At 45.6% G+C, this 24,844-nt stretch carries 20 protein-coding genes and 2 rRNA genes; 15 read left to right on the plus strand and 7 right to left on the minus strand.

The annotated features are described in order from the left end of the window. Positions 1–65: 65 nt before the first annotated feature. On the plus strand, positions 66–1,298 hold the full coding sequence (locus tag SVI_RS01080) for a hypothetical protein (RefSeq protein WP_013049513.1): 1,233 nt from the start codon (positions 66–68) through the stop codon (positions 1,296–1,298). 51 nt (positions 1,299–1,349) lie between these two features. On the opposite strand, the gene SVI_RS01085 is transcribed toward SVI_RS01080, so the two are convergent. Together SVI_RS01085 and SVI_RS01090 are read right to left on the minus strand one after the other, a co-directional pair. Continuing rightward, positions 1,350–1,718: a hypothetical protein gene (locus SVI_RS01085; protein ID WP_013049514.1), complete on the minus strand. Its 369-nt coding sequence runs from the start codon at positions 1,716–1,718 to the stop codon at positions 1,350–1,352. 214 nt (positions 1,719–1,932) lie between these two features. Then, a complete protein-coding gene (locus SVI_RS01090) occupies positions 1,933–2,907 on the minus strand; it encodes a LysR family transcriptional regulator (protein WP_013049515.1) in 975 nt (324 codons plus the stop codon). Positions 2,908–3,014: 107 nt separating this feature from the next. Between SVI_RS01090 and SVI_RS01095 the strand changes: the two genes are divergently transcribed. The 5 genes from SVI_RS01095 (at position 3,015) to SVI_RS01115 (ending at position 7,917) form a co-directional block, all read left to right on the plus strand. Beyond that, a complete protein-coding gene (locus SVI_RS01095; protein ID WP_041419557.1) occupies positions 3,015–4,217 on the plus strand; it encodes a multidrug effflux MFS transporter in 1,203 nt (400 codons plus the stop codon). A 353-nt stretch (positions 4,218–4,570) separates the two neighbouring features. Beyond that, positions 4,571–5,167, plus strand: coding sequence for a tRNA-uridine aminocarboxypropyltransferase (locus SVI_RS01100; RefSeq protein ID WP_013049517.1), 597 nt, complete (start codon positions 4,571–4,573; stop codon positions 5,165–5,167). 414 nt (positions 5,168–5,581) lie between these two features. After that, positions 5,582–7,189 carry an EAL domain-containing protein gene (locus SVI_RS20630; protein WP_049791014.1) on the plus strand — a complete coding sequence of 536 codons (1,608 nt, stop codon included), beginning with the start codon at positions 5,582–5,584 and terminating at the stop codon, positions 7,187–7,189. Beyond that, positions 7,190–7,564, plus strand: a complete 375-nt coding sequence (locus SVI_RS01110; RefSeq protein WP_013049519.1) for a hypothetical protein — start codon at positions 7,190–7,192, stop codon at positions 7,562–7,564. Positions 7,565–7,701: 137 nt separating this feature from the next. Then, the gene (locus SVI_RS01115; protein ID WP_013049520.1) at positions 7,702–7,917 is read left to right on the plus strand and encodes a hypothetical protein; all 216 of its coding nucleotides are present in this window, start codon (positions 7,702–7,704) and stop codon (positions 7,915–7,917) included. 82 nt (positions 7,918–7,999) lie between these two features. Here the strand turns inward: SVI_RS01115 and SVI_RS21320 are convergent, their stop codons facing one another. Beyond that, the gene (locus tag SVI_RS21320; protein WP_013049521.1) at positions 8,000–8,164 is read right to left on the minus strand and encodes a hypothetical protein; all 165 of its coding nucleotides are present in this window, start codon (positions 8,162–8,164) and stop codon (positions 8,000–8,002) included. 734 nt (positions 8,165–8,898) lie between these two features. On the opposite strand from SVI_RS21320, the gene SVI_RS01120 reads away from it, so the two are divergent. From SVI_RS01120 to SVI_RS01135, 4 genes are all read left to right on the plus strand, one after another. After that, positions 8,899–10,227 (plus strand): M16 family metallopeptidase, encoded by a 1,329-nt coding sequence (locus tag SVI_RS01120; protein WP_013049522.1) that lies wholly within the window; start codon positions 8,899–8,901, stop codon positions 10,225–10,227. Further along, positions 10,224–11,669 (plus strand): M16 family metallopeptidase, encoded by a 1,446-nt coding sequence (locus SVI_RS01125; protein WP_013049523.1) that lies wholly within the window; start codon positions 10,224–10,226, stop codon positions 11,667–11,669. The genes SVI_RS01120 and SVI_RS01125 overlap by 4 nt, the downstream gene beginning before the upstream one ends. A 114-nt stretch (positions 11,670–11,783) precedes the next feature. Beyond that, on the plus strand, positions 11,784–12,344 hold the full coding sequence (locus tag SVI_RS01130; RefSeq protein WP_013049524.1) for a hypothetical protein: 561 nt from the start codon (positions 11,784–11,786) through the stop codon (positions 12,342–12,344). Continuing rightward, on the plus strand, positions 12,325–12,870 hold the full coding sequence (locus tag SVI_RS01135) for a hypothetical protein (RefSeq protein WP_013049525.1): 546 nt from the start codon (positions 12,325–12,327) through the stop codon (positions 12,868–12,870). The genes SVI_RS01130 and SVI_RS01135 overlap by 20 nt, the downstream gene beginning before the upstream one ends. Before the next feature lie 14 nt (positions 12,871–12,884). Here SVI_RS01135 and SVI_RS01140 read toward each other — a convergent pair whose 3' ends face one another. Next, positions 12,885–13,349: a tRNA (cytidine(34)-2'-O)-methyltransferase gene (locus SVI_RS01140; RefSeq protein ID WP_013049526.1), complete on the minus strand. Its 465-nt coding sequence runs from the start codon at positions 13,347–13,349 to the stop codon at positions 12,885–12,887. A 243-nt stretch (positions 13,350–13,592) separates the two neighbouring features. Between SVI_RS01140 and acuI the strand changes: the two genes are divergently transcribed. Beyond that, the gene (gene acuI / locus SVI_RS01145) at positions 13,593–14,573 is read left to right on the plus strand and encodes an acrylyl-CoA reductase (NADPH) (RefSeq protein WP_013049527.1); all 981 of its coding nucleotides are present in this window, start codon (positions 13,593–13,595) and stop codon (positions 14,571–14,573) included. A gap of 74 nt (positions 14,574–14,647) precedes the next feature. On the opposite strand, the gene SVI_RS01150 is transcribed toward acuI, so the two are convergent. The 3 genes from SVI_RS01150 to SVI_RS01160 form a co-directional block, all read right to left on the minus strand. Continuing rightward, on the minus strand, positions 14,648–15,562 hold the full coding sequence (locus SVI_RS01150) for a LysR family transcriptional regulator (protein WP_013049528.1): 915 nt from the start codon (positions 15,560–15,562) through the stop codon (positions 14,648–14,650). Positions 15,563–15,640: 78 nt separating this feature from the next. Beyond that, positions 15,641–17,023 (minus strand): ATP-binding protein, encoded by a 1,383-nt coding sequence (locus tag SVI_RS01155; protein ID WP_013049529.1) that lies wholly within the window; start codon positions 17,021–17,023, stop codon positions 15,641–15,643. Continuing rightward, positions 17,023–17,706 (minus strand): response regulator, encoded by a 684-nt coding sequence (locus SVI_RS01160; RefSeq protein ID WP_013049530.1) that lies wholly within the window; start codon positions 17,704–17,706, stop codon positions 17,023–17,025. The genes SVI_RS01155 and SVI_RS01160 overlap by 1 nt, the downstream gene beginning before the upstream one ends. Positions 17,707–17,952: 246 nt before the next feature. Here SVI_RS01160 and SVI_RS01165 point away from each other — a divergent pair, with 246 nt between their 5' ends. The 4 genes from SVI_RS01165 to SVI_RS01180 all read left to right on the plus strand — a co-directional run bounded on the left by SVI_RS01165 (position 17,953) and on the right by SVI_RS01180 (position 24,803). Beyond that, positions 17,953–18,441, plus strand: coding sequence for a Spy/CpxP family protein refolding chaperone (locus SVI_RS01165; protein ID WP_041419558.1), 489 nt, complete (start codon positions 17,953–17,955; stop codon positions 18,439–18,441). Positions 18,442–18,547: 106 nt separating this feature from the next. After that, entirely contained in the window at positions 18,548–19,417 is an 870-nt protein-coding gene (gene fieF / locus SVI_RS01170; RefSeq protein WP_013049532.1) for a cation efflux pump FieF, read from the plus strand. Positions 19,418–20,047: 630 nt separating this feature from the next. Continuing rightward, positions 20,048–21,592 (plus strand): 16S ribosomal RNA (locus SVI_RS01175). Between the two features lie 306 nt (positions 21,593–21,898). Beyond that, positions 21,899–24,803, plus strand: a 23S ribosomal RNA gene (locus tag SVI_RS01180). The 16S and 23S rRNA genes sit together here, the layout of an rRNA operon. The last annotated feature ends 41 nt before the right edge of the window (positions 24,804–24,844 follow it).

Below are 24,844 nucleotides of genomic sequence, written 5' to 3' on the forward strand. Positions count from 1 at the left end.
GGGCTGAGAGGGCATTAAATTGCTGACACGTGCAGAAGAGAGACAACACAGGGAAGGTAATCATTATGAATGATCAACAGTTTAATCAGGAACTCAATGATATTGCTGAGTCTTATGTCAAGTTGGTGCTGGCTATCGGCCTGCATGATCCCTTCTATGTTGATGCCTTCTATGGCCCTGAAGTCTGGCGGTTGGAGTGTAAAAAACTCACCCTGTCAGAGCTGCATAAAATGGCAAAGGCGCAACTCAAGTGCTTGAATAATCTCGATCTATACCTTATCAATACTAAACTTATTTCCAGACTGAATTTCTTAAATAAACAAGTCTCGTCTGTGGTTTACTATCTGAGCCATCTTCAAGGAGATATAGGCAGTTTCGATGTTGAATCTGAAGGTTTATATGATACTCAATCGCAAAAGTTCGGTTTATGTTCATTCGAGTCGATACAAGATGAATTAGATAAGCTGCTACCGGGGAAAGGAGAGTTAGCCGAGAGGTTTGAACAATTTAGAGCAGAATTTATAGTGCCTCAGAGTAAGATCCCTGCTGTATTCGAAGCCTCAGTAGATAAGGCGAGGGCGCTCACTGGGGCCCATATTGAACTACCCGATGAAGAAAGCTTTAGTATCGAATTTGTCACCGATAAAATCTGGACCGCCTATAACTGGTATCAGGGTAACTATAAGAGTCTCATTCAGCTTAACCAAGATCAGCCTCTCTATATTGAGCGGTGCCTAGAGCTTGCCAGTCATGAAGGTTATCCAGGTCACCATGTATTTAATCTGTTGCAGGAGAGAGACTTAGTCAGAACCGAACAATGGATCGAATATGCAGTCTATCCTCTCTACAGTCCTATCTCTTTTCTCTCGGAAGGCAGTGCTAATTATGGCTTGAGCCTTATTATGTCTAAGCAAGAGGTGATCGATTTCGAACGTGACATCTTGATGCCACTGGCGGGGATCCAAGGGGATATTGAGAAGTACCATAAAGTCCTAGCTTGTTATAAGAAACTAGCCTATTTGGATAATTTGGTCTGTGAGCAGTTGACCGATGGTCATATCAGCGAAGAGGATGCGCAAAACCTGTTGATCAAATATGGTTTATATACTCATTCAAGAGCGAAGCAGAGGGTTAAATTTTATCTCTCTAATCGAGCCTATGTGATTAATTATAATCATGGAGAAGAGAGCGTAGCCCGCTGGGTAGAAAAAGATGGCGAGACGAGGAAACATGAACACTGGAAGCGTTTCGAGGCGCTGTTAAAGCGGCCTCTGACAGCTTCACAATTTAAGGTTTAAGCGTTTCTTAGCACCAAGCTTTCATGTCGGCCTATGTAAGGTTAAATCCTACTAGCTTGGATCGTGCTCGTAAGTGCGTCCTTGGTGGGGTTTAGCTTGGTGACGATTATCTGTAAAGGCATTATCGGTAAATATTGGCTGACTCTGGTGTTCGCTAGGGGTTGAGAAACTGTCTTGTTGCTGGCTGCTGGCATTAGTACTCTGGGCTTGCTGCTGTTGAAACTTAGCTAGCTGCCTCTTAAGAAATAGGCGACCAAATAGGCTTAACAAGATAAAGCTGATAGCACCGAATAATAGTAGGAATGGCAGAGCTATAAGCGCTAAGGTGATGACTAGAATACCGATAGCGAATGCCATCCAGCCTTTTACTCCGGAGAATCTTGCCTGGAATGGTGATTGCTGAAATTGACTATAGATCATAAAAACTCCAAAAATTAACTCTGTCCAGTCTGCATATTTAGTAACCTAAGATCACGTTAAATTCAGTTAATCTGGCTGCGAATATGTAACAGATTGTCTGTAAAGGCGATAATCCTCTCTGTATCACTATGATAAACCTGCTTGGGTTAATCTAAGCTGAATGGGCGACGAGTTATTAAAATTCTCGTTATTTCAGCTTTGTATTATCTCAAGTCTAATTACCAAGAGTCTCGTTATCGAAAGCCTCGGCGACACTCTTGCATATGGTTTCCCGGATCCATTTATGGCCGGGTTCTTCGTTATTACGAGAGTTCCAAAGCAGCACATAGGCCAATGGAATAAATTCGAATGGCAAGGGTAGCTCGACCAGTGGATACAGCTTGCCGGCATGGCGGGCAAAGCTGGATGGTAAGGTGAATATCAGATCGCTATGGGCGCACACACTTGCCGCGCCATAAAAGTCAGGTACTGTGGTGCTGAGCCTACGTCTATGGCCCAAGTTTGCCAGATGATAGTCCAGTGCCCACCAGTCATTACCTTCACAGCGCACCTGTACATGTGACATCTCTAGATAGATCTCTAGATTCCATTTACCTGCTTTAAAGGCTGAAATTATTGGATGATTTTCTCTGACCAAACAGATCTGCTTGTCGGTAAACAGGGTCTTGTGAGCTATCCCATCGGGAAGCCTGTCAATTTTTAAATCAGATTGTGGATGAAGATCTCTGCCTGAAATACCGAAATCTATCTGTCCCTTCTGTAGGGCCTGCATGGATTGCCCCATCCATACATAGGTATCGAGTTTGAGGTTCGGTGCATTATTGAGTAATGGCCCGATAAAATATGGCAATAAGGTTTCATAGGCACTCTCAACCATAGCAAAGGAAAACTGACGGTTGCTGCTTGCTGGAGTGAAACTAGGAGGTTGTGTCAGTTGATATAGTCCCTGAAGCATATCTGGTAACTTCTGGCCAAGTTGCACTGCATGAGCTGTAGGCTTTAATCCGTGGGCGGTACGATGAAACAGAGGGTCCCCCAGAGTATCGCGTAGGCGATTAAGACTCTTACTGAGTGCAGACTGACTCAGGTGCAGACGACTGGCTGCACGGGTAACGCTTTGCTCTTCCAGCAGTACCTGCAATATGACCAGCAGGTTGAGATCGATACGGGCCAGATTATCCAGATTCATTAGTTATTCCTTAAAGGAAATTCAGTTCTGAAATTATACCATTTCTGTTCATAACATCACTGAGCTAAAATTAAGCCATAGAATAATGTTTCATCTTGAGAAAAATAATGCGTCGAAATTTGTTACCTATACTCATGTCTATGGTGGTGTTAAGTCCATTGGCCATAGATATTTATCTGCCCTCTATGCCGACCATGGCAGCCGAGTTTTCTATCACATCGAGTGAAGTCCAATCGACCTTAGTGTTGTTTCTATTTGCCATGGGTGTAGGGCAAATACTCATTGGCCCGTTAGCGGATCGTTATGGACGTCGTCCTATCGCCATCTTCGGTGTTCTACTCTACGGAGTCAGCAGCCTATTTGCGGCCATGGCCATGGAGTTTCATTGGCTACAGCTGGCCAGGGTACTTCAGGGGCTTGCAGCTTGTTCGACATCAATAGTCGTCTTCAGTGCGGTGCGAGATTGCTTCAGCCCTAAAGAGGGCGCGCGATATTATAGTTATCTCAATGGGGTCATCTGTGTGATTCCCGCATTGGCTCCGACCTTAGGCGGTTTACTGGCATTGCAGTTTGGCTGGCGATCGACCTTTATCTTTATGACACTCTACGCCATAGTGATTATGTTAGTCGTAGGGTACCGTTTACCGGAAACACGACCTAAAAATACAGATACCACAGGCCCGCTTTATCGTTGGTCACGTTACAAGCCCGTACTCAGTGAGCCTCATTTTATGTTCTATGCCTTATGTTGCATGGCTGGTATGGCGGCAATTTTGAGCTATGTTTCCTATGCGCCAGTTTGGTTAATCGATCACTTAGGCATGTCAGAGCTGACATTCAGTGGCCTATTTGGCCTCAATGCTGCGGTCAATATAGCAGCCTGTTTCTTGGCTCCTATGGTAATTAACAAGCTAGGCAATCGTCCCACAGTCATCTTGGCCCTGTGTACCATGTTGTTATCGGCAGTGTCTCAGGTGTTGGTTCAGACCTGGGGACCACAAGCGGGTCTAGCAGCAGCATTTAGCTTTATGCTACCTATGATCTTGCTCTGTATCGGTTTCGCCCTCTTGCTTGGTCCTGCAACTAGCATGGCTTTGTCGGCATTCGGCGAGCGAGCCGGAACGGCAACGGCCATGCTTGGATTTATTCAGATGAGTGGCGCTTCTCTGTTGGCTGGACTCGTACAACAAACGGATCTGACGGCGCCCTATGCGGTTGCGCTGGTGATGGGGGGCTTAGCCATTATGTTATTAGCTATGCTAGCCATGCCACGCTTAGATCATTGGCATCAGGAGCAGCATGCTAATTAAGACGAGTTCATAGTGACTAGGTCCTAGAATCTAGGAGCTAACTTATATCAAATAACACCCTTTGCCTGCCAACTGCTAACCACAGGAGGCGGGCATTTTTTTATGTCAGGAACATTTATGACTACAAGTCAGGGGTCAATTATGTTCCTGACATCATGACATCATGACGGCATTCCCTAAATCCACATAGGCTAAGGGGCGTTGTGGGATTTATATATGGACCTTTCTATTTAAAAAGAGTTATTTCTAGATGGTATATAAGAGAATTTATGCGTGTCGGGTTCAAGATACAGTTTGTACCTCATGTCGGTTACACTAGTGCTTCTATTTATGGATTAAAAAAAGAGAGCCCTGTGGCCCGCCCTAACTGCCCCAAATGTCATTATCCCTTGAAGGCTTGTCTCTGCGAGAGCATAGAGCTTATGCGAGTATCCACAGAGCTTATAGTGTTGCAAGACCCCAGCGAAGTCGGACATGCTAAGAATAGCGTGCGCTTGTTATCCCTGGTTATTTCGGAGACGCGGGTCTTAGTCGGTGAAGGACCTGATGATTTTGCGGAGCTGCGTCAATATCTCGATGCCAGTACCAAGCCTGTGTATCTGGTTTACCCTTCCGATAAGAGTAAGAATGCCGAGGAGGAGCGATTCGATGATGAGGTTATCTTGCTACTGCTAGATGGAACCTGGAGGAAAGCCTATAAGCTATTGCAGCTCAATCCTTGGTTGCTTCAATATCCTTCCCTGCATCTGGATCTGCAGTCCGGCTCGAATTATACCATTCGTAAGGCGAGTCGTAGCGATAGTCTCTCGACACTTGAGGCGGCGGCCATGATGCTCAAGGCCATAGATCCAAAAATGAGTGTGACGCCTTTAACTCGAGCATTGAGCGCCATGGTGAATCAACGCCTTAACTCTATGCCAGCGAGTGTGAGAAAGCGCTACGAGTCATAATAATCGCAATAATGCGCTTCTTTATCTGTTTGGGTTTGAAGGTATTCTAGCCTGACTACAAGTGTTTAGCTGAAGCTAGTCTAGATATTAGATGAGTTCTTAGATCCATCCCCTTACTTTCACTACTCTCCCGCCCTTGCCCTTTCCCTAGCCCCTGTTTAGGTGTTAATTCAGTTAAAAATGCATGCTCTCTATTAGTACAAGATTACAGTTGAGTTAAAAATAATTTTATATTTTGTTGCTCAATAAAAAAGTGGGTTTTTCTGATAGATAACGGATGTTTAGAGTGATATTACCTGCGCATATATATGACGCAGAGGTTAATATATGGGGCTGTAGTGCTTTGTTTTTGCGGGAGAGCTTGGTGGGTATTTGTAAACAGGAATTTGATCTTGTGCTTGAAGGGACTTGTCTATGACTAAATTTAAAAACGCATCATCTATTGGACTATATTCCTTGTTAGTGTTCATCATAGCAATAGTAACTTCCTATCTTTACGCTTTCAGGCTAGTTACCAATGAGGTGGAAGCCGATTCGGAGCAATTGCTTAATTTTATTGAACATAAGCTGAGCGTTTCTGTAAAAAACCTAGAGAAGCTGAATGAAGTCGATTTTGCGGGCTGTGATTCTAAGGGACGGGAAACCCTAGAGGAGTTTCTATTCGATCATCTTGTCGCCGGCTTATTCCTCATCAGGCACCTTGATTCACCGCCCTGGATTTACTGCTCTGTAGTGGGCAATGTGGCGGTATCCCAAGGTGACAGAGATCTAAATAACGTCACTTATTTAGATAAGAATAAAAAAAGAACCATCTCTGTCATGGGATACGATTGGCAGGGGATAGAGAAGAAAGATCTATTTTTAACTCTCGAGACCGAAGATCGTATTAATGCCGTGAGAATAGCATTGGAAGATAGTTATTCTTTTTTTGAAGACTTGTGTGTTGATTGTCGGCATGTGGAAGTCAGGCTGGCTAATGGTGACTTGATCCTGGATCTAGGTGGGGTAGTGGGCAGTGCCGTACTGAATGAAATTAGAGTCCCTAGCCGAGAATTTCCAATATATATCGATGCCGTGGTGGGTAGAAAGCGGGTAATTGGGGCAATGCTTAACTCCCTGAGTTTAACCATTCCAATTTCTATCGTATTCAGTTTACTCTGCTTTTACATCATTCATTTAATCGGAACCCAACATTACTCTCTGGGATATAGATTAACATTGGCTGTGAAAAGGCGGGAGTTAGTCGCTTTCTATCAACCTATTATCGATGCGCAAACAGGTTATATTGTGGGTGCTGAAGCCCTAGTTCGCTGGATTAAACCCAATGGCTCGGTTGAGTCTCCCGGGGCATTTATTCAAACTTTAGAGCAGAGTAAACTTATCAATAAGGTGACTCTGCAGCTAGTTAATAATATGCCGAATGATCTTGCTGAGGTGCTGCAATGCTCACCGAATTTTCGTTGCAGTATCAATTTGGTACCTCAGCATCTTGAGTTACCATTTTTTGCCGATGAACTTGTTACCTTATCCAAGAATGGCTATCCCTGTCACCAGCTAGCAATAGAAATTACCGAAAGGTTACCGCTGAAAGATTTGCGAGAAGCGGGGATGAATGTCGAGAAGATGAAGGCCTTAGGTGTCTGTATCGAATTAGATGATGCGGGAACGGGTTATGGTGGTGCATCTTATCTGCAAGAGTTGAATATTGATGTGATTAAGATAGATAAGTTATTTGTCGATACGCTAATCATCTCTCCGGATCGCACTCAAGTATTAGATGCTAATATTCAAATGGCAAAGACCTTAGGTATGCAGATAATTGCTGAAGGGGTGGAAGAGCCTTCTCAATCTAAAGCTCTGCTTGAGAAGGGGGTACGCTTTCAGCAGGGGTACTTGTTCGCACAACCTATGTCAGCCGTTGAATTTGTAAAGTTCTGGCGTATTCGTCAGGAGTCATATGCCGATCAATTTTTGAATAGCACTCAGGTACCTAGCCTAGTGGGTGAATTTAAGGAGGAATAAATGAAATTGTTATTTAACAGCCAAACAAGGAAGGGCATTAAGGGCTATATACTCATGCTGAGCTGGGGCTGCTTATTGATTTCGACCTGTACTTTGGCGTCAGATAAGCAAACTTTGATTCAGAAAGCCGATGGGGCTCGGGAGCAGTCCCGAGAGATTGAGCAAGATCAGCTACAAAAAGCCAGGGATGCAGCGGGTGAGACCCAGGCGCGAGAAAAAGAACTCTACAATAAAATGCACGCCAATGACTGGGAAGCAAAGCAGATGAAGAAGGCGAAACAGCAATTTAATGAGCGTGAGTCTCGTGAGGATAAGTACCTGAGAGAGGCGAGGCAAGCGGCATCAAAAGAACGCAAAATACCTAAGCCGATTTAGGTGGACCGCTCTTCGGGGCTGCTACTGAGCAACTATCTATCAGAAAGGATAGCCAGATCTAAGCTATGTAGGGGTCACTTGACAGCTCAGGGCCTATCACACAAGATCCAGGTAACATCCATAAATCAAAGTAAACAATGGCTAAATCAATCGAGCAAACCATCAAGCAATGCCGCCACTGCAGTAAAAAGACCGTGCATCATCGAGCAAGCAGTAAAACCGGTTTGATCATGTTCCTGGTGCATATTGTGCTAACTATTGTTACCGCAGGGGTGTGGCTAGTGCTCTTATTGATCTGGATGCTGTTAAATACCAAAATCGGTGGTTGGTCTTGTCAGGAGTGTGGCAAATAAAAATAACGAATTGGGTTTTCTAGAAAAATTATTGCTTGAAGTAAAGCGATTCACTTGTGCTAAGTCTTACTGAAGAAGGTGATTAATAATCACTTTCTGCACCAAAAAAATCGGCTTCACTCTGCGGGCTATTTAAAGAGAATCCATACTGAGCCAGCTCTTTATCATATCCGATACTGTTTATGTTTTTAATCGTGATGGGAAGAGATAGAATTTCCATATCCGGCATCATCTTTACTTGTAACAAGTATGAGCCTCCTTTTTGTATGGCATAGGTCTTCTTACCGGTATAGGCACCACCATTGATCGATATATCACTTAGGTTACCCTGAGATAAGGGGCCTCTACGGAGCAGTCTTCATTTGCTGAGCTTGATACTGCCCTGAGTTCCGCTTCGACATTAACAGGAATTCTTGCGTCTTGCCTGAGTGCGACTTGTTGTCACTCTTGGGGATAATCTACCAGTAATCAGTAACCAGAGTTATTGATCAGCTTCTGAATATTCGTTTAAAAGCGATGACATTCGCATCAGGCTCTTCAGTCTTTACTATTCGAATCATCACGTCTTATCTTTGGCTACTAAATCTGTGTTTAAACCACTAACTAGCCTACATTTTCGATATAAATCTAGCCGTAAACCTAACAATAAAACTTAGGTGTTAAACCTATTAATTCTTATGGCGGGGAGGTGTAAGCATAGCTGCTTGATTGAAATTACAGCATTTTTAGCCTTTTATATGTGTGGGTTTCAGGCAGAAAGATAAGACTTAGATAATATTCAGAATCCTGTTACTTTCGTGGACCATGTTATTTACAATTTGTTTCTGTTTATTTACTTAAGTGCAGTTGAATTTCAACGAGTTTTAGCATTATATGTTCGACTTAGTGTGTCATTCCTATCGAGTCAGGATAAATAACTGGCCTTATGGGGTGTAGCAGAGAGTCAAACTGTTAGTTCAAACATAAAAAAGGGAGCGGAAAATGATTCGCAAAATTTTAGGGCTAGTACTTATGTTAGGGGCCCTAGCCTCAACATCCGTGCAAGCAACCCAAGCCGAAGACATCAAGAGTTTTACTCTGGATAACGGCATGAAAATAATGGTGTTGGAAGATTCATCGATTCCAAATGCCAACATGTATCTTTTTTGGAAAGTCGGGTCTCGTAATGAAGTGCCAGGTATCACAGGCATCTCTCATTTCTTCGAACATATGATGTTTAATGGCTCCAAAAAGTACGGTCCTAAGATGTTTGACCGAACAATGGAAGCTGCTGGTGGAGCTAACAATGCCTACACCACGGAAAACCTAACGGTTTATACGGATTGGTTTCCTGCCAATGCATTAGAGACCATCTTCGATCTGGAAGCCGATCGTATCGGCCATCTGGATATCGATGCAAAAATGGTAGAGAGCGAGCGTGGCGTGGTTGCCTCTGAGCGAACTACTGGTTTGGAAAATTCAAACTGGCGTACTTTGCAGGAAGAGATGAAAGGCATAGCCTTCAGGGCTCATCCCTACAGCTGGTCAGTGATCGGCCATGAGTCAGATATTACCGCCTGGACCTTGGACGATCTGGTGCAGTATCACAAGACCTATTATGCGCCGAACAATGCCGTAGTTGTCATTGCTGGTGATGTGAAGTTTGCTGAAGTTAAGGCGTTAGCCAACAAGTATTTCGCTCCCATTGCGGCCCAGGCGCCTCCCAGAGAAGTGACGACTATAGAGCCAGTGCAAAAAGGTGAGCGTCGAACTTATATTCAAAAGGCATCGGTAAGTACACCTAATGTCATGCTCGCCTATCATGTACCAGCTACGTCACATGAAGATTACTATGCTCTGGATCTGCTTTCCTCTGTGCTCAGTGAGGGCAATAGCTCCCGCCTGTATCAGTCTTTAGTGGAGAAGCAAGTTGCCATCGAAGTCGAAACTTACCTGCCGATGACAATTGATCCAAACCTCTTCTATGTCATGGGCGTTGCCAATCCAGGGATCACCGCCGTTGAACTTGAGAAGGGAATGATAAGCCAGATCAATCGAATTGCCCGTGAAGGTGTGACGGAGAAAGAGCTGGAGAAGGTCAAAAATATCAAGTTGATGAATTTTTATCGCTCCATGGAAACCATCAATGGTAAGGCAAATACTGTTGGTACCTACGAGCTGTATTTTGGTAGTTTCGAGAAATTATTTAATGCACCCGAAGCTTATAACAAGGTCACACCCGCAGATCTTCAGCGTGTGGCACAAATTTATCTACGCCGTGCAAATCGTAGTGTCGCCGTGCTGGCTGCAACAGAGGAGACAGATGAATGAATACCTTAACTCATCTCACTAAGCGTTCAAATAAGCTAATGGCAGCAATCACTCTGGCTAGCGTGTTAGCGCTATCGGCTTGTGCCTCAACGACGACCAGTACCAGCGTCGATACCGGTAGTTTCAGCATGCCAGCCTATGAACACCTGGTTTTAGACAATGGACTGACTATATATCTGATGCCCCAGAGAGAAGTCCCCTTAGTGACTGTTAGCGCTGTGGTGCGTGCGGGTTCTGTAAATGATACCACCTCAGGTGTGGCTGCAATGACGGCTCAAAGCCTGTTATTGGGGGCAGATGGAAAATCTAAGGCTGATATAGAGCAGATGGTAGATTTCCTCGGCGCCTCTATCTATGCCGATGCGGGTAAAGAGGGTAGCTATATCGGTGCCGATTTTATGGCTAAAGATAGCAAAACCATCTTGCCGCTCATCAAGAGCCTGCTTTTATCTCCCAACTTGGATGCAGACGAATTTGATAAACTGCGTCAAAGAGAGATTGCCGGATTATCTCAGGCTAAAGAGAGCCCACGTTCTGTTATTGGCCGCTATTTCGATAAACTCGTCTTCGGTGCACATCCATATGGCAATGCCACCTCAGGTACTAGCGAGTCTTTAGCCGAGCTCAATATTTCACAGCTGAGAGCCTTTCACAAAAGTTATTACCAGCCAAGCAACACGGCCATCAGTGTGGTCGGTGACTTCGATCCTGAGCAGATGAAAGTCGAGCTTAGTAAGTTGTTCGGCCAGTGGCAGAATAGTGAAAAAATCCTGGCGCTTAATCTTAAGGCGCAGCAGCCCGAGTTGTCATCGCCTAGTGTCTTGCTTGTGGATAAGAGTGATGCCATAGAAACCACCTTTCTGATCGGTGGTAAGGGTATTTCACGTGATAATCCGGACTATGTGGGTTTGAAAGTGGTAAATACTATCTTAGGTGGCCGTTTTACCTCTTGGCTCAACGATGAGTTAAGGGTGAACGCCGGACTGACCTATGGTGCTCGCTCAGGATTTATTGCTTACTCTCAGGGCGGTGTATTTAGAATTAGCACCTTTACTAAGACTTCAACGACCAAAGAGACTATCGATCTAGCACTAAAAACCTATGCCAGACTGTGGGAAACAGGCATAGATCAGCTGACACTGGATTCTGCCAAGGCCTATGTTAAAGGCCAGTTTCCGCCTAAGTTTGAAACCAGCGGCCAGCTTGCAGGCTTGCTATCTGATATGTACCTCTATGGTTTCGACAACGGCTTCATCAATGATTTTCAAGCTAAGGTGGATGGCTTAACGTTGGCCGAGACTCAGAGATTGGTCACTAGATACTTCCCACAGCAGAATCTGCAGTTTGTCATTATAGGTAATGCCGAGACAATTGCGCCTATTGCGGCCGAATATGGTGAAGTTAAGACCTTAGACATCAAAGCTGTTGGCTTCGGAGGATAGGGAGTTAACCTAATATGCTTTAGGGCTTAGCGCCCTAAAGCGTTTCTTGCAGCAGCTTTGTTTTCTCTGTCCTACACTTGATGCTTACAGGGTATTAAGACCAGGAGGGTCGAGATGGCAATAAGTAATGCAAGGACCAGCAAGCTTGAGCAGCCTTTAAGTGATGCCGATGTGGATTGGTGTCATATTCAAGAAACCATCAAGGTATTGTTGTTAGCCATGGCCCAAATAGAACTATCTTTGACCGATGGCGAGCATAATGTAACTTCATTAGGCGCCCTTTTCACCGATATGGCCAGGCATTTAGAAGGGATGAATAGCTATATAAACCAGCTAGATGACACTCCGGAAGAGGTATTGGTTCATGGTGAGAACCTAGCAGCAGCGGTAAACGAAGGAGTGGTAGCATTCCAATTCTATGATCGCGTTACCCAGCGCCTACAGCACGTGATAATGGGACTGGCTTTGATGGAAGAGCTTCTGAGTAGTCAGAAGCAGAGGATTTCCCCCGAGGCCTGGGAAAAGCTTCAAGAAGAGATAGAAGCTAGCTATTCACTTGATTGTGAAAGAAAAATGTTCAATCTTGTATTACAAGGAATCCCGGTACATGAAGCCTTGAAGCTTTATAAGGATCAACATCAAGTTACCCCCCAAGATGATATCGAGCTATTTTAGACTGAATTTTGTTTCATGTGCGATAGCCTTGTGCGTATTTATTCCCCAGCTATCTTGGGCCGAGAAGGCTAACTTCGGTAATTTTTGCACGGCACTAGCGGGCCATTGGCAAGGTAGTGCAGCGAAACTGAAGCAACATCCAACCCAGGTTTCAGTCCAGGCTATCTGTTCTGCAGATCAACAACAGTTATTGGTGTCAGTCAGTAGTAATGCAAATCATAACCTCAGTGAAACCTGGTGGTTTAGACGCAGAGGCGAGTCTGCTTTTCTTATTTACTTCGATGGGGTCAATGAGGATAAGTCTCAAAGCTTTAGTCTATATCGCCAATATGGCAGTTATACCTTGTTAGGAGAGGGGGAGTTGAATAAACGCCCCGCATTGATTCAACTTAGGTTTGAGCCTAAAGGTAATGGCTGGCTCTGGCTGCAAAACGTTCAATATCTGGATGACGATACCGATCGTTATCTCTTCTATCGTGGCATAGATATGATGCCTGTTTCCCTGGCTGAAAATCCTAGAAACTAGAAGTTTTCAGCTGCCTATAATGCCCCTTCGAAGCCAATCTGGCGCCAGGCTTCATAGCTGATGATAGCGACGGCGTTGGAAAGATTCAGGCTTCTGCTCATTCCTGCCATGGGGATCTTGAGTCTTTGACTCGTTGGCAGAGATTCGATTATTTCCATTGGAAGTCCGCGAGTTTCCGGTCCAAACAAGAGTACATCATCCTTCTTGAAACTGAGTTCGCTATGAGGGCGGCTACCCTTAGTGGTGCAAGCCATGATGCGCTTTCCGTCCATAGCCTCGAGGAAGCTTGGAAAGTCTTTATATCGAGTAACGCAGGTGAGATCGGCATAATCTAATCCTGCACGGCGTAACTTCTTCTCTTCGAGATCGAATCCTAATGGCTCAATTAAATGCAGTTGGCAACCATTGTTGGCGCAGAGACGTATGATATTACCTGTATTGGGAGCGATTTCGGGCTCATAGAGTGCGATATGAAACATGCTGATCTGCCTAAAATAATAATGAAGTGTAATTATGACATAAAGCCGGCCAGAAAAAATCCCATGTGAGTGGGCTCAATCTTGTTTTTTCGTGAGCCCTGCTCGGTTTGTAGAAGCTTGGGCTTGTAGCCTAGCGTTTGAGGCATGATTATGTCTTTCATGCATGTGATATATGCAAAATATGCAATTTAAGCATGATTCATTTTGCTTTATGCTGGCTGCATTATTTCAGAGGAGTTCATCATGTTCAAAGCACTGGTCTTAACTCAAGAAGGTAAAAAAACCCTAGCAAACATCATTCAGATCCAAGAGTCTGATCTGCCTGAAGGTGAGGTGTTAGTCGATGTCGCTTATTCATCGTTGAACTATAAGGATGGTCTGGCTGTAACAGGTACAGGCCGTCTTATCCGTAATTTTCCCATGGTACCGGGTATCGACTTTGCTGGCGTGGTTTGTGATTCTAGGGATCCGCGTTACAAAAAGGGTGATCAAGTGATCTTAACCGGCTGGGGAGTGGGTGAGAATCACTGGGGTGGCATGGCCGAAAAATCTCGGGTAAAAGCCGACTGGCTAGTGCCTATGCCGCAAGCTTGTGATGAGCAAAAGGCCATGATGATAGGTACTGCGGGTTTAACTGCCATGTTATGCGTGCAGGCGCTACAAGATGCCAATATCACACCTGAGTCCGGCGCAATATTGGTGACCGGTGCGAGTGGTGGGGTCGGCTCTGTTGCCATATCTCTGTTGGCTCGATTGGGCTATAAGGTTGTAGCAAGTTCTGGACGAGTAGAGCAAAATAGCGAGCTATTACTGTCACTCGGAGCCAGTGAAGTGATAGATCGTAGCGAGCTGGAGCAAGATTCCAGACCGTTAGAAAAGCAACGTTGGGCGGGTATCGTAGATACCGTAGGCAATAAAGTGTTGGCAACGGCTCTGGCTCAGATGAATTACGGTGGCGCCGCGGCTATTTGTGGTCTTGCGGGTGGTTTTGCACTGCCCACGACGGTTATGCCATTTATTTTACGGGGTGTAAGTCTACTGGGTATCGACTCGGTTTCATGCCCCTTGGAAAAGCGTCAAGCAGCCTGGGAGCGAGTCATAGAGCTCTTGCCTGAAAGCTATTATCAGCAAGCCGCTCAGACCATAGGTCTGGATGAGGTCGCAGGCTACGCCGATAAGATAGTGAAAGGCCAAGTGACAGGGCGAGTCTTAGTTAAAATTTAACTTTAGAACTTAGCTATAAAAGCCTCGTATTCACGGGGCTTTTTATTGTCTGGTTATAACCGTCTCGATTGAGATTACTGTTTCAATAACTGACGAATTGAAGCCGTTATCTCTTCCCTTAACCACTTATGCGCCTTATCCAGCTCAGATCTTGAGTGCCAGAACAGCTTGTAGTCCAGTGAAGGAATATCGAAGGGGAGAGGTTTTAGCCTGAGTCTATGTTTGGATGCAGCAAGCTCTGCCATACCCTCAGGTAAGGTGATTATCAAAGGGTGGAAATTCAATAAGGCAAGTGCGCTGTCTAGATGGGAAGTTCTCAATAGTTCATTGCGCTCGGCAGTTGCGATAGCTGAATCAAGCAGAGCCTTAACGCCATCGCTGATAGCTATGGTTGCGTGGGGAAAGAACAAGTAATCCGTTAATGTGAGCGTCGAATCCGCCAAGGGATGCTCGGGTGATAACAGGCAACTAACTCCGACTTTACCGAGATATTTTTGATTGAGCTGCTGGGTCTGACTGATTGGCCGGCAGATAGCTAAGTCGGCTTCTTGTTGGCTTAATTGTGATTGTAATTCTCTATGGTGAACCGGGATTATCTCTAGCTTGATGTTGGGGGCTTTACTATAGATTGCCGGTAACACGAAAGGCACGAGTGCCTGCATTGCATAGTCGGTGGCGGCTATGGTGAATTTTTGCTGACACTCACTGGGGATAAACTCTTTGGGAGTCAGTAGCGCTATCAATTGCCCTGTAGGTTGCTGTAACTGCGAATAGCAATCGAGAGCGAATTGTGTCGGTACTAATTTTTGCCCGACACGAGTAAATAGAGGGTCATTGAGCATGTCGCGCAATCTGGCCAATATCCTGCTGGTGGCTGACTGACTCAAGTGTAGGCGTTTAGCCGCTTGGGTCACGCTGCACTCTTCAACCAAGATCTGTAATGCGATAAGCAAACTCAGATCTTGTCGGTAGATGTCTTCTAGTTCCATATCGAATGAGTAATCGTTTACAGGTTATGTGCTACAGCCTAACAGGCCTACATATTCAGCGCTTGTCTTTCAGCTTGTTTAGGCTCTGGGTAAAACTATGGTCACATTGAGTCCCTGGGAGATGGCATTTTTTGCCACTATACTGCCTTTATGTGCCGTTACTGCAGCTTCGGCGATAGCCAATCCTAACCCCCACCCACCAGATTCACGTTCTCGTGCCGATTGAGGACGGTAGAAAGGCTTAAATATGGCCTCAAGATCTTGTTCATTTTCGATGCCGGGTCCGTCATCGATAATCTCAATGATGATACTGGTGATGGACTCGGATACCTTGATCTCTACGTGAGTATTAGCGTATCGGATGGCGTTACGTAACAGGTTTTCGATGGCACGGGACAGAGGCCTAGGATAGAGAGGGAGTTTTATCTCCTCATCTATGTTTATCGATAGTGATTTACCTTGTTGCTCGGCTTCAAAATCGGCATCATCTAGAACCTGTCCCAAGATTTCAGCTAAACCTAGGCTAAGTTTGCTCTCATGGGCGTTGAGTTTTACTTTCGATAGTTCAAGCAGTTCTGCAATCATCAACTCTAATTGCTCTGCTTCATAACCGATACGTTCAGTTTCGGCTGATTCCTGACCCTTCTTCCGAGCGAGAGCCAAGGCTAATTGAAGCCTGGTTAGAGGTGTTCTTAGCTCATGAGAAATATCACTGATTAACCTTTGCTGACTCTGAAGCATATTTTCGATGGAGTCGGCCATGCTATTGAAGGCATAAGCTAGCTGACCAATTTCGTCTTTGCGATTAATCGTAGCCTGGTCGACACGGCTGGTTAAATCTCCGGCTGCAAGTGCATCGGCGCTTAATCTCAATGTACGCAGTGGTTTGCCCAGATGCCAGGCGAGCAGACCACATAAGAGTCCTGAGAGCATGATGGCTAAGCTCAATGTCAGCAGTTTATTCTCTGCGAAGAAGAAAAACCAAGGTCTCGGATGGTGATCGGCTAGTCTGCCATATATTGAGTATTGCTCTCCCTTGGCATCAAACTTATAGGGGCCAAAGATCAATTCACTCTTAAATTGATGTGTCATGGGGCGCTCAGCCTCATCTGCCATCAGCATGAAGCGGCGCAGGCTTCGGGACACCTGGTGTGAGTTAATGACCCTACCCTGATGATCGACGATATAGAAACGGACAGGTTTGTTGTTTATATCTCTGATGTGGGTGAGGCGTTTGAATCTATGGGTATTAATAGTTTGGCTATTGTCTTCCAAGTGTACACTTACCCGGTCGGCAACCTTAATTAGCAACTTTGAAAGATGATGAGGAAGCGGTGCTCTGTCATGGCTTTGCTGCAATAAAGGTAGCAGGCCAACAATGGCTATGATCAAGGAGCTACAGAGCCAGAAGCCGAGTAATAATTTAATAAAAATGCGATTGGGGAGTTTACTCATTGTCATTAGGGTAGCCAGATATAGCCTTTGCCACGAATCGTCTTTACTCTAGGCCTGCCATCCATACGTTCAGGCAGTTTCTTACGTAGATTAGAGAGATGCATATCTAAGCTTCTGTCGAATGGCATAAGCTTCTTATTGAGTACTTTCTCACTCAAGCTCTCTTTGCTTATCAAGTCACCTGCATTTTGTATCATCTCAAATAGCAAACCAAACTCAGTTCCGGTAAGTATGACAAGCTGGTCTTGGCAATAGACTTCGTGACGACTCGGATCTAGCTTGATATCGCCATATTCATGCAAACAGGATTGTTTGTCGTTGGGTAAAATATGGCTACGACGAATAATGGCCTTGATACGTGCGACTAGCTCTCTATCGTTGAAAGGCTTAGGCAAGTAATCGTCGGCTCCTATCTCGAGTCCAACAACTCTATCAATCTCATCACCGCGGGCTGTGAGCATTAGCACCGGCGTTTGCTTGTTAGCCCTAAGAGATTTTAACACCTCGAAACCATTTAGTTTTGGCAGCATGACATCGAGAAGGATCAAGTCGTAATCTTTCTCTAGAGCCAGATCTAAACCAGATTGTCCATCATGAGCGAGTGTTAGCTCGAAGCCTTCCAATTCTAGCAGTTGCGCTAATAATTCCGACAAGCCCAAGTCATCGTCTATCAGTAACAGATGGTTCATATGTCTCTTTGCCTTAAATCAATATGCTAACAAGATGAGTATACCTTTTTGGATGTCAATTGCAGTTTATCAATGTAAGTCTAAGTAAAGATTGCAATAGAGGTCGCTTAAAGCAGAAATTGAAATATAAAAATTAAAAAAATTTACAGTGATTTACCTTGGACAAACCCTGACTTACATTGAACTCGCTAAACTGGATGGTGTTGAATGACGTGAAATAACCAATCCCAAATAGAGGTCAGTGAAATGAAAAAGAATACATTGAAAGCAAGTTTACTCGCAATTGTAGCAAGCACGGCTCTTATTACATCGGCGGTATATGCGGAAAATGGACAAGACGAAGCTCAGCATCATATGAAGAGCGAGCGTTTGGCTCACCATGGTGGTATGGGTCAAATGTTTAAAGGTCTAGATTTGACCGATGAGCAGAAGTCAGAAATTAAGTTGCTGATGAAAAAGCAAAAGTCTGCAATGAAAGCGAATCATCCTAGCAAGGAAGAGCGTCAAGCCAAGAAGGCCGAGTTCTTAAACTTGATCACAGCCGATAACTTCGATGAGACTAAAGCCCAGAAGCTGATGCAAGTGAGACAAGATAAAATTAAATATAAGAAGTTAGAGGGGATGAAAGTTCAGCACAAGGTATATAAGCTACTTACTCCTAAGCAACAAGAGCAGTTCAAAGATAACTTTGAAAAAGGCCATTCACGTAAAGGCGAACGTAAAGCTGGGCACTAGTCATCGGTTTTTACCTATGTATTGATATACACTTGAGGTCATATGCTTCCCCTGCTTGCTATTCTTAACAAGAGTTAATGGCTATATATAGTAGAAATATGATTTCATGAATCAAACTTCCCAATACGATTTTTGGGTCAAGTTGGCTAGCCGCGCAGCCGTGGCTACAGCTTTGACCCTTATCATTATCAAAATGGCAGCCTGGATGTACTCAGGTTCTGCGAGCATGCTAGCCTCATTGACAGATTCATTTGCCGATGCGCTCGCATCCATAGTTAATTTCATCGCAATTCGATATGCCATAGTCCCCGCAGATCAAGATCATAGATATGGTCATGGTAAAGCAGAGCCATTAGCGGCATTAGCTCAGTCTGCATTTATCTTAGGTTCAGCATTTTTACTACTTTTTCATGGTGGGGACCGTTTAATTAACCCAACACCCGTGCATCACGCCATGCTGGGCGTTGTGGTCTCTATAATTGCGATTATCTTAACCTTTGCCTTAGTTGTTCTGCAGAAGAAAGCCTTAGCCGCTACATCTAGCACTATCGTAGAGGCCGACGCACTTCACTATAAATCAGATCTATACTTAAATGCTGCAGTATTAGTAGCCTTAGTGCTTTCACAATATGGCTGGTGGTGGGCTGATGGCTTGTTTGCAATTCTTATTGCAATTTTTATAGGTCAACAAGCTTTGGGTTTAGGTTATCGCTCAATTCAGTCTCTACTCGATAGAGAGCTAGATGATGATACTCGGCTAAAGATTATTGAGTTGGCTCAACAAGACCCACAAGTGAAAGGCATCCATGATTTAAGAACCCGAGAATCCGGCAAGACCACATTTATTCAATGCCATTTAGAACTGGATGGTTCACTTAGCTTAAGAGAGGCGCATGTCATCGCTGATAAGACCGAAGCAAGAATAAGAGAGGCATTTTCTGATGCTGAAGTCATCATACATCAAGACCCTGTATAGCCAATTACTCGTGTTAAGCCTGTATTTTAGCCGTTCTTAGCTAATATGTGGATAAATCTGGGGGTAACTTGTGCTTAAATCACTGTTTTTAAAATATGTTTGTTTTTGTCTAAATAGCCCTTGTGCTCTGGGCTGATATCCCTATAATGCGCATCCACTGACACGGCAAACCAGTCCTACTAAACATTAAGTTGAGTAAGACTTATAGTAAGACAGGGTCGAGTTAGGGCAACAAGTTAGCTTAGTTTTTTCCTTCGTTTTAAACGATAAGAATTAAATATTTAAAAGCCCTTGACGCCAACCACGGAGAGTGTAGAATACGCCTCCCTAGCCAAGACGAATAGCCTTGGTCAGTAAGTAAAAAGCCTTCGACCTAGCGTCAACGGCGGTGCTACTTAGCACCACGTTCTTTAACAATACAAAACAAGAAATCTGTGTGGACACTCACAGGTGTTGAGTTATTCGAAATTGCTTCTTAGGAAGCAATCAAAAATTTAACTCGACGAATCTCTTTTCGAAGAGAAGCTGAGTGACCATAGCAATATGTAAACTTCGAGAGTCTTTGGACTTTTGAAAAACAGTATAATTCGTTGAGCCGTTTTGCTCTTAACCGAGTAAAACAAAGAACTTTAATTGAAGAGTTTGATCATGGCTCAGATTGAACGCTGGCGGCAGGCCTAACACATGCAAGTCGAGCGGAAACAGAAAGTAGCTTGCTACTTTGCTGTCGAGCGGCGGACGGGTGAGTAATGCCTAGGGAACTGCCCAGTCGAGGGGGATAACAGTTGGAAACGACTGCTAATACCGCATACGCCCTACGGGGGAAAGGAGGGGACCTTCGGGCCTTTCGCGATTGGATGTACCTAGGTGGGATTAGCTAGTTGGTAAGGTAATGGCTTACCAAGGCGACGATCCCTAGCTGGTCTGAGAGGATGATCAGCCACACTGGAACTGAGACACGGTCCAGACTCCTACGGGAGGCAGCAGTGGGGAATATTGCACAATGGGCGAAAGCCTGATGCAGCCATGCCGCGTGTGTGAAGAAGGCCTTCGGGTTGTAAAGCACTTTCAGCGAGGAGGAAAGGTAGGTAGTTAATAACTGCTTACTGTGACGTTACTCGCAGAAGAAGCACCGGCTAACTTCGTGCCAGCAGCCGCGGTAATACGAGGGGTGCAAGCGTTAATCGGAATTACTGGGCGTAAAGCGTACGCAGGCGGTTTGTTAAGCAAGATGTGAAAGCCCCGGGCTCAACCTGGGAATTGCATTTTGAACTGGCAAACTAGAGTCTTGTAGAGGGGGGTAGAATTTCAGGTGTAGCGGTGAAATGCGTAGAGGTCTGAAGGAATACCGGTGGCGAAGGCGGCCCCCTGGACAAAGACTGACGCTCAGGTACGAAAGCGTGGGGAGCAAACAGGATTAGATACCCTGGTAGTCCACGCCGTAAACGATGTCTACTCGGAATTTGGTGTCTTGAACACTGGGTTCCCAAGCTAACGCATTAAGTAGACCGCCTGGGGAGTACGGCCGCAAGGTTAAAACTCAAATGAATTGACGGGGGCCCGCACAAGCGGTGGAGCATGTGGTTTAATTCGATGCAACGCGAAGAACCTTACCTACTCTTGACATCCATAGAACTCGCTAGAGATAGCTTGGTGCCTTCGGGAACTATGAGACAGGTGCTGCATGGCTGTCGTCAGCTCGTGTTGTGAAATGTTGGGTTAAGTCCCGCAACGAGCGCAACCCTTATCCTTATTTGCCAGCACGTAATGGTGGGAACTTTAGGGAGACTGCCGGTGATAAACCGGAGGAAGGTGGGGACGACGTCAAGTCATCATGGCCCTTACGAGTAGGGCTACACACGTGCTACAATGGTCGGTACAGAGGGTCGCAACGCCGCGAGGTCAAGCTAATCCCACAAAGCCGGTCGTAGTCCGGATCGGAGTCTGCAACTCGACTCCGTGAAGTCGGAATCGCTAGTAATCGTGAATCAGAATGTCACGGTGAATACGTTCCCGGGCCTTGTACACACCGCCCGTCACACCATGGGAGTGGGCTGCACCAGAAGTAGATAGCTTAACCCTTCGGGGAGGGCGTTTACCACGGTGTGGTTCATGACTGGGGTGAAGTCGTAACAAGGTAGCCCTAGGGGAACCTGGGGCTGGATCACCTCCTTACCTATACGACTAACTCAATATTTGCTGAGTGTTCACACAGATAACTTGTTCTTGTTAGAGCGAGAAACGCACCTTTACGGTGTTGTTTGTTCTTTAAAAATTTGGAAAGCTGATAGTGTTAATGCGAAAGGGATAATGACTTACTTGTAAGTTGTTATTAATAGCATTAGCGCGAAAAATAAATAAATAATTGAGTTCTCAAACACTTAAATCAAGTGCCGAAGCATAGCAATATGCTTCAAGAGTATTCTTTTGGCGAAAGTAAACACCATTAGTTGCGATACAACAAACTTATGTGGGTTGTATGGTTAAGTGACTAAGCGTATACGGTGGATGCCTTGGCAGTCAGAGGCGATGAAGGACGTAGTAACTTGCGAAAAGCGTTGGCGAGCTAGTAACAAGCATTTGAGCTAACGATATCCGAATGGGGAAACCCACTCACATAAGTGAGTATCACATACTGAATACATAGGTATGTGAGGCAAACCCGGGGAACTGAAACATCTAAGTACCCGGAGGAAAAGAAATCAACCGAGATTCCCCTAGTAGCGGCGAGCGAACGGGGATTAGCCCTTAAGTCTATAGGGTGTTAGTGGAATGAGTTGGAAAGCTCAGCGGCACAGGGTGATAGCCCCGTACATGAAAACTAACTATAGATGAAAACGAGTAGGACGGGACACGTGACATCTTGTCTGAACATGGGGGGACCATCCTCCAAGGCTAAATACTCCTGACTGACCGATAGTGAACCAGTACCGTGAGGGAAAGGCGAAAAGAACCCCTGTGAGGGGAGTGAAATAGAACCTGAAACCGTATACGTACAAGCAGTGGGAGCGGTTCTTGAGACCGTGACTGCGTACCTTTTGTATAATGGGTCAGCGACTTACATTTTGTAGCGAGGTTAAGCGAATAGCGGAGCCGTAGGGAAACCGAGTGTTAACTGCGCGTTTAGTTGCAAGGTGTAGACCCGAAACCCGGTGATCTATCCATGGGCAGGTTGAAGGTTGAGTAACATCAACTGGAGGACCGAACCGACTTATGTTGAAAAATGAGCGGATGACTTGTGGATGGGGGTGAAAGGCCAATCAAACCGGGAGATATCTGGTTCTCCTCGAAAGCTATTTAGGTAGCGCCTCGAGCGAATACCATTGGGGGTAGAGCACTGTTAAGGCTAGGGGGTCATCCCGACTTACCAACCCTTTGCAAACTCCGAATACCAATGAGTACTACTCGGGAGACACACGGCGGGTGCTAACGTCCGTCGTGAAAAGGGAAACAACCCAGACCATCAGCTAAGGTCCCAAAGTTATTGCTAAGTGGGAAACGATGTGGGAAGGCTTAGACAGCTAGGAAGTTGGCTTAGAAGCAGCCATCTTTTAAAGAAAGCGTAATAGCTCACTAGTCGAGTCGGCCTGCGCGGAAGATTTAACGGGGCTAAGCAATACACCGAAGCTATGGGTTTGCTAGTTTACTAGCAAGCGGTAGAGGAGCGTTCTGTAAGCCGTTGAAGGGAAAGGGGTAACCCATCCTGGAGGTATCAGAAGTGCGAATGCTGACATGAGTAACGATAAAGGGAGTGAAAAACTCCCTCGCCGAAAGACCAAGGTTTCCTGTCCAATGTTAATCAGGGCAGGGTAAGTCGACCCCTAAGGTGAGGCCGAAAGGCGTAATCGATGGGAAACAGGTTAATATTCCTGTACTTCTACTAACTGCGATGGAGAGACGGAGAAGGCTAGGCTAGCGCGGCGTTGGTTGTCCGCGTTTAAGGTTGTAGGTTGTATTCTTAGGCAAATCCGGGAATACGCATTAAATTGCAAGACTGAGGACTGATGACGAGTCACTAAGGTGATGAAGTAGTTGATGCCATGCTTCCAGGAAAATCTTCTAAGCTTCAGGTTAGTAGGAATCGTACCCCAAACCGACACAGGTGGTTGGGTAGAGAATACCAAGGCGCTTGAGAGAACTCGGCTGAAGGAACTAGGCAAAATGGTACCGTAACTTCGGGAGAAGGTACGCTCCCAGCGGTGATGAGACTTGCTCTCTAAGCTGCCGGGAGTCGCAGATACCAGGTGGCTGCAACTGTTTATCAAAAACACAGTACTGTGCAAACTCGCAAGAGGAAGTATACGGTATGACGCCTGCCCGGTGCCGGAAGGTTAATTGATTGGGTTATCTTCGGAGAAGCTCATGATCGAAGCCCCGGTAAACGGCGGCCGTAACTATAACGGTCCTAAGGTAGCGAAATTCCTTGTCGGGTAAGTTCCGACCTGCACGAATGGCGTAATGATGGCCACGCTGTCTCCAGCCGAGACTCAGTGAAGTTGAAATTGCGGTGAAGATGCCGTATACCCGCGGCTAGACGGAAAGACCCCGTGCACCTTTACTATAGCTTGGCACTGAACATTGAACCTACATGTGTAGGATAGGTGGGAGACTTTGAAGCAGAGACGCTAGTTTTTGTGGAGTCAACCTTGAAATACCACCCTTGTAGTTTTGATGTTCTAACTTAGGCCCCTGAATCGGGGTTGAGGACAGTGTCTGGTGGGTAGTTTGACTGGGGCGGTCTCCTCCCAAAGAGTAACGGAGGAGCACGAAGGTTGGCTAAGTACGGTCGGACATCGTACGGTTAGTGCAATGGCATAAGCCAGCTTAACTGCGAGACATACACGTCGAGCAGGTACGAAAGTAGGTCATAGTGATCCGGTGGTTCTGTATGGAAGGGCCATCGCTCAACGGATAAAAGGTACGCCGGGGATAACAGGCTGATACCGCCCAAGAGTTCATATCGACGGCGGTGTTTGGCACCTCGATGTCGGCTCATCACATCCTGGGGCTGAAGTCGGTCCCAAGGGTATGGCTGTTCGCCATTTAAAGTGGTACGCGAGCTGGGTTCAGAACGTCGTGAGACAGTTCGGTCCCTATCTGCCGTGGGCGTTGGATGATTGAAGGAAGCTGCTCCTAGTACGAGAGGACCGGAGTGGACGAACCGCTGGTGTTCGGGTTGTTATGCCAATAGCATTGCCCGGTAGCTACGTTCGGAATCGATAACCGCTGAAAGCATCTAAGCGGGAAGCGAGTCCTAAGATGAGTCATCCCTAGGAATTTAATTCCTCTAAAGAGCCGTTCGAGACTAGGACGTTGATAGGCAGGGTGTGTAAGCGTTGTGAGGCGTTGAGCTAACCTGTACTAATGACTCGTGAGGCTTAACCATACAACCCAGATGGGTTTGTAGCGTTAATGATGATTACTTTA

This window comes from Shewanella violacea DSS12 (assembly GCF_000091325.1).
In the GTDB taxonomy this organism is placed as follows: Bacteria; Pseudomonadota; Gammaproteobacteria; order Enterobacterales; family Shewanellaceae; genus Shewanella; species Shewanella violacea.

Bases quoted from the DNA above. Each gene is read 5' to 3' on its own strand.
- SVI_RS01080 (WP_013049513.1), top strand. From the start codon at position 66: ATGAATGATCAACAGTTTAATCAGGAACTCAATGATATTGCTGAGTCT.
- SVI_RS01085 (WP_013049514.1), bottom strand. From the start codon at position 1,718: ATGATCTATAGTCAATTTCAGCAATCACCATTCCAGGCAAGATTCTCC.
- SVI_RS01090 (WP_013049515.1), bottom strand. From the start codon at position 2,907: ATGAATCTGGATAATCTGGCCCGTATCGATCTCAACCTGCTGGTCATA.
- SVI_RS01095 (WP_041419557.1), top strand. From the start codon at position 3,015: ATGCGTCGAAATTTGTTACCTATACTCATGTCTATGGTGGTGTTAAGT.
- SVI_RS20630 (WP_049791014.1), top strand. From the start codon at position 5,582: ATGACTAAATTTAAAAACGCATCATCTATTGGACTATATTCCTTGTTA.
- SVI_RS01110 (WP_013049519.1), top strand. From the start codon at position 7,190: ATGAAATTGTTATTTAACAGCCAAACAAGGAAGGGCATTAAGGGCTAT.
- SVI_RS01115 (WP_013049520.1), top strand. From the start codon at position 7,702: ATGGCTAAATCAATCGAGCAAACCATCAAGCAATGCCGCCACTGCAGT.
- SVI_RS01120 (WP_013049522.1), top strand. From the start codon at position 8,899: ATGATTCGCAAAATTTTAGGGCTAGTACTTATGTTAGGGGCCCTAGCC.
- SVI_RS01125 (WP_013049523.1), top strand. From the start codon at position 10,224: ATGAATACCTTAACTCATCTCACTAAGCGTTCAAATAAGCTAATGGCA.
- SVI_RS01130 (WP_013049524.1), top strand. From the start codon at position 11,784: ATGGCAATAAGTAATGCAAGGACCAGCAAGCTTGAGCAGCCTTTAAGT.
- SVI_RS01135 (WP_013049525.1), top strand. From the start codon at position 12,325: ATGATATCGAGCTATTTTAGACTGAATTTTGTTTCATGTGCGATAGCC.
- SVI_RS01140 (WP_013049526.1), bottom strand. From the start codon at position 13,349: ATGTTTCATATCGCACTCTATGAGCCCGAAATCGCTCCCAATACAGGT.
- acuI (WP_013049527.1), top strand. From the start codon at position 13,593: ATGTTCAAAGCACTGGTCTTAACTCAAGAAGGTAAAAAAACCCTAGCA.
- SVI_RS01150 (WP_013049528.1), bottom strand. From the start codon at position 15,562: ATGGAACTAGAAGACATCTACCGACAAGATCTGAGTTTGCTTATCGCA.
- SVI_RS01155 (WP_013049529.1), bottom strand. From the start codon at position 17,023: ATGACAATGAGTAAACTCCCCAATCGCATTTTTATTAAATTATTACTC.
- SVI_RS01160 (WP_013049530.1), bottom strand. From the start codon at position 17,706: ATGAACCATCTGTTACTGATAGACGATGACTTGGGCTTGTCGGAATTA.
- SVI_RS01165 (WP_041419558.1), top strand. From the start codon at position 17,953: ATGAAAAAGAATACATTGAAAGCAAGTTTACTCGCAATTGTAGCAAGC.
- fieF (WP_013049532.1), top strand. From the start codon at position 18,548: ATGAATCAAACTTCCCAATACGATTTTTGGGTCAAGTTGGCTAGCCGC.